We start from the raw sequence: 12,511 nt of genomic DNA, 5'->3' as shown, positions 1-12,511 counted from the left end.
CACCCCGCCGGGGGCCGGACACCGACTGGGTGTCCGGCCCCCGGCGGCGTTTCCGGCGCCCGTCCTGTGCGGAGTGTCGAACTTCGCCCCGCGGTTTTGTACACAAACAGTCGTTGAGGGACGGGGCGTTTGTGGTGCTTAACTGCCGTCATGGAAAAGCGAGTTGAGCGCCGCCGGGAGCGGCCCCAGTTCGAGCTGCGCTGCGGCGGGCTGCACATCGTGATCGAACGCGTCCCCGTCTGGCTGGTCGCGCTGGTGGCCACGGCCACCGGTACCGGGGCTGCCTGGTGGACCGGCCTCTAGGCCGCCCGGCCGGCCCTGCCCCGCCCTGCGCGTCCTGCCCGCCCGGCCCGCCCTGCCCGTCCTGCCCGTCCTGCCCGTCCCGCTTCGGCGGGGGCGGGGTCAGGGGAGCGGGCCTTGGATCTCGACGGCTGCGCAGCGCCAGCGCAGGTCGGGGCCCTGCTCCAGGCGGAAGGCCATCGCCGAGATGCGGTCGCCCGTGGCGATGCGGGCGAACGCCTCGATCACGCCCGGACCCGGGTGGAAGCGCCCGCAGCGGCGCAGTACGGGGCGCAGGCGGCTGCGCAGCGGGCCGACCGGGGCCAGGCCCACCAACTGCTCGTAGGCAGGGCCGACGGTGAGGCCGAGCAGGCAGTGGACGGGGCGCTGGCCGCTGATCACCGCCAGCAGGCGCTCGGCGAACCAGTCGTGGGGCCCGCGGGAGCTCCGCGGGCGGGCCTCCCGCGGTCCGGGCCGGCGCTGGTCGCGCCGCCCCGGCGGCCGGGCGCTGCTCCCGGCCGCCCCGGCTACCCCGACCGTCCTGGCTGCCCCGACCGTCCTGGCCGTCTTCGCCGCCGCGTCGGGCCCCGCCGTCCCGGCCGGCCCCGCCTGCCCGGTGGCCCTCGCCGGCTCGGTGGTCCTCATCGTCCCGGCCGGGCTCGTCGTCCCTGTGGCCCCGGTCGCCCCGGCCGTCCTGGAGGCCCTCGTCGGCTCGGTGGGCCTTGTCGCCGAGGTCGGGCTCGTCGTTCCTGCGGGCCCGGCCGGCACGGTCGTCCCGGCCGTCCTGGGGGGCCTCGGTGTGTCGGTGGTCCTCGTCGGGCCGGTCGGCCTTGTCGGTCCCGTGGTCCTGGTGGGGCCGGTGGTCTTCGTCGGTCGGGTGGTCCCGGTCGTGGTCCTCGTGGTCCTGCTGGTCCTGGTGGTCATGCGGTCGTCCCCCACGTGCGGCCCCGGCGGTACCGGGCGGTAACTTCGTTGGGGATCTTCTACGGCCGACCGACACGCTCCGCAACGGAGCCGGGGCGGTCCGGCCGGACTCGTGCCGCTTCACCTATCCGGGTGGCCCGCGCCCCGTACGGCCGCCGTGCGGGGACTGCGGGGTGCGCCGCCGTGGACGCGCTCCGGCGCGGCCCGCGCAGCTCGAAGGGGGACCGGGGCTGTCACCGCGCGCAGTCTTCCGCCGCCGCTGTGCCACCGTCGTATCCTGAGGGCGTTCCCGACTACCGAAAGCAGCCGGCCATGCGCGTGTACGTCCCCCTGACCCTCCCCGGGCTCGCCGAGGTGCACCAGGCGGGTGAGCTGGGCGGTGCTCCCCTGCGCGCGTACGCCGTCACGCCGGGCCTGCGCGAGTGGTACGTGTCGGACGACATCGAGGAGCTGGAGTACGCCGCCCTCGGCCGGGCCGCGACCGCCTCCCTGCGGATGCTCGCCGAGGACCCCGGCGCCCCCCGCAAGCGCGTCGTCGTCGCCTTCGATGTGGCCGACAAGGCCGTCACCGCCGTCCCCGGCATCGACGAGGCCTCCCTCGGGCAGGTCGCCGTCGCCGGCCCGGTCCGGCTGGCCGCGGCCGGCGCCGTGCACGTGGACGCCGACGACGCGGTCAAGGACGTCGAGGCGGCCGCTGCGGCCGTCGGGGCCGCCGACGCGGGGGACGGCGACGCCCGGTTCACCGTCGACGGCGCCGACGACCACGAGCTGCTGTGGTTCGGCGTGCAGGAGATCCCCGGGCTGCTGGCATGAGCACGACTTCGGGGGCCCGCCACATCGTCTGGGACTGGAACGGCACGCTGCTCCACGACATCGACGCCGTGATCACGGCGACGAACGCCTCCTTCGCCGAGCTCGGCTTCGCGCCGATCACGCTGGAGCGCTACCGTGAGCTCTACGTCGTACCGGTGCCCAGGTTCTACGAGCGGCTCATGGGCCGGCTGCCCACCGACGCCGAGTGGGCCGTCATGGACGAGGCGTTCCACCGCCACTACTGGGCCGCCGCCGAGGACGCCGGGCTCACCGAAGGGGCCCGGGATCTGCTCCGCGACTGGCAGGCCGACGGGTCCACCCAGTCCCTGCTGTCGCTGGCGCCCCACGACCGGCTCGTGCCGCTGGTGCAGACGTACGGGATCGAGCGGCACTTCCTGCGCGTCGACGGCCGCACCGGCCCCTCGCACAGCTCCAAGGCGGGCCACCTGGTCCGGCACATGGCGGCCCTGGAGGCCGGCGGGGTGACCGCCGGGCGCACGGTCCTCATCGGGGACGCGGTCGACGACGCCGCGGCCGCCGCACACGTGGGCGCGCGGGCCGTCCTCTACACGGGAGGTTCGCACAGCCGCCGCAGTCTGGAATCGGCCGGTGTGCCGGTCGTGGACAGCCTGGCAGAGGCCGTAGCCACTGCTCGCGAGCTGGCCGAATAGGCACTGGCACGCGCGGTGGTCCACGTCACTGCGCACATCGTCAAACTTCCGGACTTGCTTTTGTACAGATTCGGACCGTGACGCGGTGGGGGGAGGGCGAGATAGCCTGGTACCCGTGATCAGCGCGATAGTCCGCGGGGGCACTGACGCCCCCGGCCTGCGCCCGGCGCACGACCGTGCCCGGGCCTTCGCTGGTCCCCGCTGCCGGGACGCCTGGCCGATTCTGGCCGTATCCCTCCCGGTCGGCTCTCACGACGACATAGCGTCGGTTCCGGACGGACTACCCGCTGCGCGGCGCTACGTCATACCTTCCTTCACCTACGTCACGCAATGGCGCGCGACAGGAGCCAGAGGACATGCAGACCAAGCTGGACGAAGCAAAGGCCGAGCTGCTCGCGCGGGCGGCCCGGGTAGCTGAGCACAGCCCGGCCGGGGGACTCCTTCCGACCGGTGCCGAGCAGAAAGAGCGGCCCGACCGGGACACGACGCTCGCCTATCTCCAGCGCTACTACCTGCACACCGCCCCCGAGGACATCGTCGACCGGGACCCCGTCGACGTGTTCGGGGCGGCGCTGTCGCACTACCGGCTCGCCGAGAACCGGCCGCAGGGCACCGCGAACGTCCGCGTGCACACCCCGACCGTCGAGGAGAACGGCTGGACCTCCAGCCACTCCGTCGTCGAGGTCGTCACCGACGACATGCCCTTCCTCGTGGACTCCGTGACCAACGAGCTGTCCCGCCAGGGCCGCGGCATCCACGTCGTGATCCACCCGCAGGTCGTCGTCCGCCGCGACGTCGCCGGCAAGCTGATCGAGATCCTCGGCCCCGACTGCGACGCGCACGGCCCGAAGACCGCGCGCCCCCACGACTCCCTCGTCGAGTCCTGGATCCACGTCGAGATCGACCGCGAGACCGACCGCGCCGACCTCAAGCAGATCACCGCCGACCTGCTGCGCGTCCTGTCCGACGTCCGCGAGGCCGTCGAGGACTGGGAGAAGATGCGCGACGCCGCGCTGCGCATCGCCGACGGGCTCGCCGACGAGCCGACCGCCGCCGACCTCCACGAGTACGAGCTCGAAGAGGCCCGCGAGCTGCTGCGCTGGCTCTCCGACGACCACTTCACCTTCCTCGGCTACCGCGAGTACAACCTCGTCGACGGCGACGCCCTCGCCGCCGTGCCCGGCACCGGCCTCGGCATCCTGCGCTCCGACCCGCACCACAGCGGCAAGGACGACGCCCACGCCGTCTCCCCGTCCTTCAACCGGCTGCCGGCCGACGCCCGCGCCAAGGCCCGCGAGCACCGCCTGCTGGTGCTGACCAAGGCCAACAGCCGCGCCACCGTCCACCGGCCCTCGTACCTCGACTACATCGGCGTGAAGAAGTTCGACGCCGACGGCAACGTCATCGGCGAGCGCCGCTTCCTCGGCCTGTTCTCCTCCGCCGCGTACACCGAGTCCGTGCGCCGCGTCCCGGTCATCCGCCGCAAGGTCGCCGAGGTGCTGGAGGCCGCCGGCTTCTCGCCGAGCAGCCACGACGGCCGCGACCTGCTCCAGATCCTGGAGACCTACCCGCGCGACGAGCTGTTCCAGACCCCCGTCGACAAGCTCTGCGAGATCGCCACCTCCGTCCTGTACCTGCAGGAGCGCCGCCGGCTGCGGCTGTACCTGCGCCAGGACGAGTACGGCCGCTACTACTCGGCCCTCGTCTACCTGCCGCGCGACCGGTTCACCACCGGCGTCCGGCTGCGCCTGATGGACATCCTCAAGGAGGAGCTCGGCGGCACCAGCGTCGACTTCACCGCCTGGAACACCGAGTCGATCCTCTCCCGCATCCACTTCGTCGTCCGCGTCCCGCAGGGCACCGAGCTGCCCGCGCTGACCGACGCCGACGTCGAGCGGGTCGAGGGCCGCCTGGTCGAGGCCGCCCGCTCCTGGTCCGACGGCTTCGGCGAGGCACTGGTCGCCGAGCTCGGCGAGGAGCACGCCGCCGAACTGCTGCGCAAGTACAGCAGCTCCTTCCCCGAGGGCTACAAGGCCGACCACACCCCGCGCATGGCGGTCTCCGACCTGATCCACCTGGAGCGGCTCTCCGCCAGCGACAGCGAGTTCGCGCTGTCCCTGTACGAGCCGGTCGGCGCCGGCCCCGGCGAGCGCCGGTTCAAGATCTACCGCGCCGGTGAGCAGGTCTCCCTGTCCGCGGTCCTGCCGGTGCTGCAGCGCCTCGGCGTCGAGGTCACCGACGAGCGCCCGTACGAGCTGCGCCGCAGCGACCGCACCAGCGCCTGGATCTACGACTTCGGCCTGCGCATGCCCGTCGCCGGCAACGGCGACAACTACCTCGGCGACGACGCCCGCGAGCGCTTCCAGGAGGCCTTCGCCGCCGTGTGGCGGGGCGACGCCGAGAACGACAACTTCAACACCCTGGTCCTGAGCGCCAAGCTCACCTGGCGGCAGGCCGTCATCCTGCGCGCGTACGCCAAGTACCTGCGCCAGGCCGGCTCCACCTTCAGCCAGGACTACATGGAGGACACCCTCCGCAACAACGTCCACATCACCCGGCTGCTGATCTCGCTGTTCGAGGCGCGGATGTCGCCCGGCCGCCAGTCCGCCGGCACCGAGCTGATCGACGCGATGCTGGAGGAGCTGGACGGTGCCCTGGACCAGGTCGCCTCGCTCGACGAGGACCGGATCCTGCGGTCCTTCCTCACGCTGATCAAGGCGACCCTGCGGACCAACTTCTTCCAGCTCAACCCCCAGGGCGAGCAGCACTCCTACGTGTCGATGAAGTTCGACCCGCAGGCCATCCCGGAGCTGCCGGCGCCCCGCCCGGCCTTCGAGATCTGGGTGTACTCGCCGCGCGTCGAGGGCGTCCACCTGCGCTTCGGCAAGGTCGCCCGAGGCGGCCTGCGCTGGTCCGACCGCCGCGAGGACTTCCGCACGGAGATCCTCGGCCTGGTCAAGGCGCAGATGGTCAAGAACACCGTCATCGTGCCGGTCGGCGCCAAGGGCGGCTTCGTCGCCAAGAACCTGCCGGACCCGTCGGTGGACCGCGACGCCTGGCTCGCCGAGGGCGTCGCCGCGTACAAGATCTTCATCTCGGCGCTGCTCGACATCACCGACAACATGGTCGGCGGCGAGGTCGTGCCGCCCAAGGGCGTGGTCCGCCACGACGAGGACGACACCTACCTCGTCGTCGCCGCCGACAAGGGCACCGCGACCTTCTCCGACATCGCCAACGGCGTTGCGGAGTCGTACGGCTTCTGGCTGGGCGACGCCTTCGCCTCGGGCGGCTCGGCCGGCTACGACCACAAGGGCATGGGCATCACCGCCCGCGGCGCCTGGGAGTCCGTCAAGCGGCACTTCCGCGAGCTCGGCCACGACACCCAGACCGAGGACTTCACCGTCGTCGGCGTCGGCGACATGTCCGGCGACGTCTTCGGCAACGGCATGCTGCTCTCCGAGCACATCCGCCTGGTCGCCGCCTTCGACCACCGGCACATCTTCATCGACCCGACCCCGGACGCGGCCGTCTCGTACGCCGAGCGCCGGCGCCTGTTCGAGCTGCCGCGCTCCTCGTGGGCGGACTACAACACGGAGCTGCTGTCCGCGGGCGGCGGCATCCACCCGCGCAGCGCGAAGTCCATCCCGGTCAACGCCCACATCCGCGAGGCCCTCGGCATCGAGGCCGGCGTCACCAAGATGACCCCGGCCGAGCTGATGCAGGCCGTCCTGCACGCCCCCGTGGACCTGCTGTGGAACGGCGGCATCGGCACGTACGTCAAGGCCACCGCCGAGACGCATTCCGAGGTCGGCGACAAGGCCAACGACGCCATCCGCGTCAACGGCGCGGACGTCCGGGCCAAGGTCATCGGCGAGGGCGGCAACCTGGGCCTGACCCAGCTCGGCCGCATCGAGTTCGCCCGGACCGGCGCCGGCGGCGAGGGCGGCAAGGTCAACACCGACGCCATCGACAACAGCGCGGGCGTGGACACCTCCGACCACGAGGTGAACATCAAGATCCTGCTGAACGCGGTCGTCGCCGACGGCGACATGACCGTCAAGCAGCGCAACGCCCTGCTGGCGGAGATGACCGACGAGGTCGGCCGGCTCGTCCTGCGCAACAACTACGCGCAGAACACCGCCCTGGCCAACGGCGTCGCCCAGGCCCACAGCCTGCTCCACGCCCAGCAGCGCTTCGTGCGCCGCCTGGAGCAGGCCGGACAGCTCAACCGCGACCTGGAGTTCCTGCCCAGCGACCGGCAGATCCGCGAGCTGCTCGGCGGCGGCACCGGCCTGACCCAGCCGGAGCTGGCCGTCCTGCTGGCCTACACGAAGATCACGGTGGCGGACGAGCTCATCGCCACCGAGCTGCCGGACGACCCGTACCTGCGCCGCCTGCTGGACGCGTACTTCCCGGCCGCGCTGCGCGCGAAGTTCCCGGAGCAGATCGCCTCCCACGCCCTGCGCCGCGAGATCATCACGACGCTGCTGGTCAACGACACCGTCAACAGCGGCGGTTCGACCTTCCTGCACCGGCTCCGCGAGGAGACCGGCGCCTCCACCGAGGAGATCGTGCGGGCGCAGCTCTCGGCCCGCGAGATCTTCGGCCTGAGTGAGGTGTGGGACGCGGTCGAGGCCCTCGACAACAAGGTCGCGGCCGACGTCCAGACCCGGGTGCGCCTGCACTCCCGGCGCCTGGTCGAGCGCGGTACCCGCTGGCTGCTGAACAACCGGCCGCAGCCGCTCCAGATCACCGAGACCATCGAGCTGTTCGCCGAGCGGGTCGCCCAGGTCTGGGCCGAGCTGCCGAAGCTGGTGCGCGGCGCGGACCTGGAGTGGTACACGCTGGTCATGGACGAGCTGACCGGCGAGGGCGTGCCGGAGGAGCTGGCGGCGAAGGTCGCCGGGTTCTCCTCGGCCTTCCCGACGCTCGACATCGTCGCGATCTCGGACCGCACCGGCGTGGACCCGCTGGGCGTCGCCGAGGTGTACTACGACCTGGCCGACCGCCTGGACATCACCCAGCTGATGGACCGGATCATCGACCTGCCGCGGGCCGACCGCTGGCAGTCCATGGCCCGCGCCTCCATCCGCGAGGACCTGTTCGCGGCGCACGCGGCGCTGACCGCCGACGTGCTGGCGGCCGGCGAGACCGGTGCGACGCCCGAGGAGCGGTTCAAGGCCTGGGAGGACAAGAACGCGGCGATCATCGCCCGCGCCCGGACCACCCTGGACGAGATCCGCGGCTCGGACGACTTCGACCTCGCGAACCTGTCGGTCGCGATGCGGACGATGCGGTCGCTGCTGCGCGCGCACAGCTGAGACCGGAAGCTGACGACCCTTCGGGGCCGTGAGTGAACGAGCGGCCCGGAACCACGAGTTCCGGGCCGCTCGTCGTGTATTCCGGCACCGGCCGCGAGGTCGGGCCGCGATCATCACGACACGGGGAGCAGGACAGCAGTGCACATCGAACGACACCAGGTGGGCGAGGCCGCGATCGCCGCGGCCCGCGAGGACTTCGTCAACCGGATCGGCTCCATGGTCCGGTCCATGTCCCGCGCCGACCGCATGGCCACGTACGAATGGCAGACGATCTCCGAGGAGTTGCTCGACTACCTCGGCGCGCTCTCCGTGGAAAGGCCGCGTCTGGACACCCCCGAGGCACAGGCGGTCCTGAAGGACGCCGCGGAAGCCGCCGCGGGCGCCGTCTCGTACGCCGCCTACTACGCGTACGACTCCTTCCACGTCTTCCTCGACTACGTGAACTTCGGCATGAGCTACGACCGGGACGGTGACCCGGCCGACCGGGAGTCCATCAGCCTGCACGAGTGGCTCGACGCCTTCTGCCTGGCCGTCATCGGCGGCGACACCGGGCGGCACGGCGAGGCCTTCCACTTCGCCCGCCAGGAAGACCAGGCGCAGTACCCGGGCCGGCCCGCGACCGAACTGGTCGGCGGCTTCATGGCGTACGTCTGCGGCGACCTGAACGACGACGACCAGGACTTCCCGCCGTCGCAGGAGCAGAAGCTCGCCGCCATCGACGCCGGGCTCGCCCGGATCGCCGCCCGCGCCCTGGAGACCGGCGACCCGCTGCTCGACCAGCCGGACACCACCGGCCTGCGGGTCCTGCGCGCCCTGACCGCCGGCGACCGGGAGGCGTACGGGACAGAGCTCGTCCGGCTGCTGCGCCGTCACGCCGAGCAGCCCGGGGCCTGGGTCCGGAGCCAGCCGCGCACCCTGCTGCCGCTCGTCCCCATCGCGCTGGCCGCCCTCGGCCACCGCGACCACGGCTGGTGGCCGCCGGCCGACTCCGACTACCTGCCGTACGCGCTGCTCACCGGCTTCGCGAAGCCCGGGCCGCGGGCCGGCGCTTTCGGCCGCGACCGGCGCCCCGACGCGGTCGCGGAGCTGGCGGGCGGGCGGACCGTGGAGTTCGAGCGGCCCCTCGCCCCGCAGCCGCTGACCCCGGAGGGCGAGGCGGGCTTCGAGGAGAGCACCCGCAAGGCCTTCACACCGCAGGACGGACCGGAGCTGTCCTCCTGGCGCCTGGCCAGCGCCCTGCGGTACCAGGAGATCCTCTTCAAGACCCGCGCCACGCACGGCCCCGACGTCACCGACACCCAGCTGCGGGGGCTGCACCTGGCCTCGGCACTGGGCGCCGCGCTCTTTCGGACCACGCTGGCGGAGCCGGGCACGGAAGCCGCGGTCACCATCGAGGGACGCACCCTGGCCTACCCCTCTTACAGCGGCCACCGGGCCGGGCTCACCGAGTGGCTCACGGCGACGCACCTCGCCCTGATCACGGGGGTGCGCGAGGACCTCGCCCCGCTCGTGCTGGCCGGGCCGTCCCGGCTCGGGGAGGGCGCCCCCGCCTACTCGGCGTACTGCCGGGCCCTGCACGCCTACCTGCGCGGCGAGGGCGTCGAGGAAGCCGTGGAGCAGGCCGTCGCGGCCCGGCAGAACACCGCGGCGGGCGCTTTCCTGCCGCCCCCGGTCGTGCTGCTGTCGCAGTTGGTGGAGGGTGACGAGGAGAGCTTCAACCTCGCGCTCCTCGACGCCCTGGAGGCCCACCGTGACCACTGCGCGGTCGCCGACCGGGCCGAGGACTGCGACGCCGCGCTCGACCTCGGCGCGCTGGCCCTCGCCTGCCACGCCCGCCGGCGCGGCTGGGACATCCGGGTCGCCTCCCCGTACCTGCCGCCGCGCCTCCTGCAGGCGGCCGCGCCGCTGTAGGCCGTGCCGGCCCCGCCCGGCAGCGAAGCCCGGGCGGGGCCGGCCGGCGTCAGCGGCGTCAGCGGCCGCTGTGGGCCTCGTACGCGGCCGTCAGCGGCCGCTGTGGGCCTCGTACGCGGCGCAGACCTCCTCGGCGGGGCCGTCCATCCGCAGGACGCCCGCCTCCAGCCAGATGGCGCGGTCGCAGGTCTCGCGGACCGTGCCGATGCTGTGGCTGACGAGGAAGACGGTGCCGGCCCGGGCGCGCAACTCCTCGATGCGCTTCTGGCTGCGCCGCTGGAAGGCGGCGTCGCCGGTGGCCAGGGCCTCGTCGATCATCAGGACCTCGTGGTCCTTGGCCGCGGCGATGGAGAAGCGCAGCCGGGCGCCCATGCCGGAGGAGTACGTCCGCATGGGCAGGGAGATGAAGTCGCCCTTCTCGTTGATGCCGGAGAAGTCGACGATGTCCTGGTAGCGCTCGTGGACCTGCTGCCGCGACATGCCCATGGCCAGGCCGCCGAGGATGACGTTCCGCTCGCCGGTGAGGTCGTTCATCAGGGCGGCGTTGACGCCGAGCAGCGACGGCTGGCCGTGGGAGTAGACGGTGCCGCGGGCGACGGGCTGGAGTCCGGCGATCGCCTTGAGCAGGGTGGACTTGCCCGAGCCGTTGGAGCCGATCAGGCCGATGGCCTCGCCCCGGTACGAGGTGAAGCTGACGCCCTTCACGGCGTGCACCTCGCGGACGCCCGGGTCGGCCCGGCGGGAGAGCAGCCGGCTGAGGGCGGCGGTGGCGCCGCCCTTGCGGGCTCCGCCGTTCACCTTGTACACGACGTGGACGTCGTCGGCGATGACGGTGGGGACGCGGTCAGCCACGGCCGTACTCCTCTTCTGACTTCCAGAACCAGACGAACCCGCCGACGCCGGCGAGCAGGGCCCAGCCGACGGCGATGGCCCACGCGTGGGGCGGGAGCGCGTCGAAGCTGTCGATGAGGGCGTAGCGCATCAGGTCGATGTAGACGGCCGCCGGGTTGAGCTTCAGGACGAGGGCGGCCCAGTGCGACAGGTTGCCCTGCTGGAGCATCTGCTCGATGGACCACATGACGCCCGAGGCGTACATCCAGGTGCGCAGCACGAACGGCATCAGCTGGCTGACGTCCGGGGTCCTGGCGCCGATCCGGGCCATCACCAGGGCGCAGCCGGCGCAGAAGACGGCCGTCAGCGCCAGGACGGGCACGGCCAGCAGCCAGGCCGGGCGGGGCGTCTGGCCGAAGGCGAGCAGCAGGACGACGAGCGCGCCCATGGTCACCAGCAGCTGCTGGAACAGCTGGAGGACGGAGGCCAGCGGCAGGCTGGCGCGGGGGAAGTGCAGGGCGCGGACCAGGCCCAGGTTGGCGTGGACGGCGCGGGTGCCGGTGTTGATCGAGCTGCCGATGAAGTCCCAGACGAAGACGCCGGTCAGCAGGAACGGCAGGTAGTCGGGCACGCCGTGACCGGCGTTCATGACGATGCCGAAGACGAAGTAGTAGACGGCCGCGTTGAGCACGGGGGTGGCCAGGTGCCAGACCTGGCCCAGCTTCGCGGTGCTGTACGTGGCCTGCATCCGGGCGGTGGCGTACGCGGTGACGAAGTGGCGGCGGCCCCAGAGCCGGCGCACGTACTCCGGCAGCGGGGGGCGGGCGCCGCTGACCGTCAGGCCGTGGGCGGCGGCCAGCTCCGCGGGGCTCGCGGCGGCCTGGGCGGCCGGGGCGGGTGAGGTCACGGTCACGGGGGTCGCTTTCGACGGGGCCAGAACGTGAGAGACAACGGGACGGATCCGTATCGTCGCTACGGCGAGGTTAGGGCGCGCTCCGACGGAACGCAACCGTATCGTCGTGACGGGGTGGTGCCAGCCTGCCCGGCTATGCTCTGTCCATGACCACGGACCCCGCCGCCGCCCCGCCCGCCCCGGCCCCCGCCCGCCGCGCCCCCGCCGGGGCCGCCGTCCTGCGCGAGGACGTGACCAGGGCGATCCGCGCCGCGGTGCTGGAGGAGCTGGCCGCGGTCGGGTTCTCGCGCATGTCGATCGAGGGCATCGCGCGGCGCGCCGGAGTCGGCAAGACGGCGGTCTACCGGCGCTGGAAGTCCAAGCTCCACCTGGTCCTGGACCTGGTGCAGGCCTTCGCGGTGGACGGCCTGCCCGTCCCCGCCACGGGCTCGCTCTACGGCGACGTACGCGCCCTGCTGGAGGTCATGTCACACGTGCTGCGCCACCCGGTGGCCTCCGCGGTGATCCCCGACCTGCTCGTCGAGGCGGCCCGCAACCCGGAGATCGCCGACGCGGTGCGCGGCGCCCTGCTCGACGGGGAGCGGCGGATGGCCGAGGGCATCGTGTCCGAGGCCGTCGCGCGCGGCGAGCTGGCGCCGGGCACGGATCCCGGCCGGGCGCTGGACCTCGCGATCGGGCCGCTGTACTGGCGGCAGGTGGTCATCCGCGACGAGGTCCCGGCCGGCTACCTCGACGAGCTGGCCGCCTCGGTGGTGGCGGGCCTGGGCGCCACGGCACCCGGTCGGCCCTGACCGCAGGCGGCGGCCACGGCTGCCGCCACCGCTGCCGCCACCGCTGCCGCCGCGCCG

The 12,511-nt window shown here is 72.9% G+C and carries 10 protein-coding genes; 7 read left to right on the top strand and 3 right to left on the bottom strand.

All coding sequences use genetic code 11. The features are described from left to right. Nucleotides 1-150 precede the first annotated feature (150 nt). Nucleotides 151-303, top strand: coding sequence for a hypothetical protein (locus tag ACIQUT_RS19690; RefSeq protein WP_403564188.1), 153 nt, complete (start codon nt 151-153; stop codon nt 301-303). A gap of 99 nt (nt 304-402) precedes the next feature. On the opposite strand, the gene ACIQUT_RS19685 is transcribed toward ACIQUT_RS19690, so the two are convergent. Continuing rightward, entirely contained in the window at nt 403-681 is a 279-nt protein-coding gene (locus ACIQUT_RS19685) for an Rv3235 family protein (protein ID WP_403564187.1), read from the bottom strand. Between ACIQUT_RS19685 and ACIQUT_RS19680 the strand changes: the two genes are divergently transcribed. From ACIQUT_RS19680 to ACIQUT_RS19660, 5 genes are all read left to right on the top strand, one after another. Beyond that, a complete protein-coding gene (locus ACIQUT_RS19680; RefSeq protein WP_403564186.1) occupies nt 638-1,246 on the top strand; it encodes a hypothetical protein in 609 nt (202 codons plus the stop codon). The genes ACIQUT_RS19685 and ACIQUT_RS19680 overlap by 44 nt on opposite strands. 269 nt (nt 1,247-1,515) lie before the next feature. Next, nucleotides 1,516-2,016, top strand: coding sequence for a DUF6912 family protein (locus ACIQUT_RS19675; RefSeq protein ID WP_403564185.1), 501 nt, complete (start codon nt 1,516-1,518; stop codon nt 2,014-2,016). Continuing rightward, a complete protein-coding gene (locus tag ACIQUT_RS19670; RefSeq protein WP_403564184.1) occupies nt 2,013-2,687 on the top strand; it encodes an HAD family hydrolase in 675 nt (224 codons plus the stop codon). The genes ACIQUT_RS19675 and ACIQUT_RS19670 overlap by 4 nt, the downstream gene beginning before the upstream one ends. Before the next feature lie 356 nt (nt 2,688-3,043). Then, nucleotides 3,044-8,008, top strand: a complete 4,965-nt coding sequence (locus ACIQUT_RS19665; RefSeq protein WP_403564183.1) for an NAD-glutamate dehydrogenase — start codon at nt 3,044-3,046, stop codon at nt 8,006-8,008. A gap of 138 nt (nt 8,009-8,146) precedes the next feature. Beyond that, nucleotides 8,147-9,919, top strand: a complete 1,773-nt coding sequence (locus tag ACIQUT_RS19660; protein ID WP_403564182.1) for an immunity 49 family protein — start codon at nt 8,147-8,149, stop codon at nt 9,917-9,919. Nucleotides 9,920-10,009: 90 nt separating this feature from the next. On the opposite strand, the gene ACIQUT_RS19655 is transcribed toward ACIQUT_RS19660, so the two are convergent. Continuing rightward, complete coding sequence (locus ACIQUT_RS19655) at nt 10,010-10,771, bottom strand: ABC transporter ATP-binding protein (protein ID WP_403564181.1); 762 nt, start codon at nt 10,769-10,771, stop codon at nt 10,010-10,012. Next, entirely contained in the window at nt 10,764-11,657 is an 894-nt protein-coding gene (locus ACIQUT_RS19650) for an ABC transporter permease (protein ID WP_403564180.1), read from the bottom strand. The genes ACIQUT_RS19655 and ACIQUT_RS19650 overlap by 8 nt, the downstream gene beginning before the upstream one ends. Before the next feature lie 152 nt (nt 11,658-11,809). Between ACIQUT_RS19650 and ACIQUT_RS19645 the strand changes: the two genes are divergently transcribed. Continuing rightward, entirely contained in the window at nt 11,810-12,454 is a 645-nt protein-coding gene (locus tag ACIQUT_RS19645) for a TetR/AcrR family transcriptional regulator (protein WP_403564179.1), read from the top strand. The last annotated feature ends 57 nt before the right edge of the window (nt 12,455-12,511 follow it).

This window comes from Streptomyces sp. NPDC090445 (assembly GCF_044769385.1).
Classification (GTDB): Bacteria; Actinomycetota; Actinomycetes; order Streptomycetales; family Streptomycetaceae; genus Streptomyces.
Note: the sequence above shows the minus strand (reverse complement) of the source record. Positions and strands in the feature narration are given on the sequence as shown.

Excerpts from the sequence above, each read along its gene's own strand:
- ACIQUT_RS19675 (WP_403564185.1), top strand. The coding sequence starts at position 1,516 with ATGCGCGTGTACGTCCCCCTGACCCTCCCCGGGCTCGCCGAGGTGCAC.
- ACIQUT_RS19645 (WP_403564179.1), top strand. The coding sequence starts at position 11,810 with ATGACCACGGACCCCGCCGCCGCCCCGCCCGCCCCGGCCCCCGCCCGC.
- ACIQUT_RS19665 (WP_403564183.1), top strand. The coding sequence starts at position 3,044 with ATGCAGACCAAGCTGGACGAAGCAAAGGCCGAGCTGCTCGCGCGGGCG.
- ACIQUT_RS19670 (WP_403564184.1), top strand. The coding sequence starts at position 2,013 with ATGAGCACGACTTCGGGGGCCCGCCACATCGTCTGGGACTGGAACGGC.
- ACIQUT_RS19690 (WP_403564188.1), top strand. The coding sequence starts at position 151 with ATGGAAAAGCGAGTTGAGCGCCGCCGGGAGCGGCCCCAGTTCGAGCTG.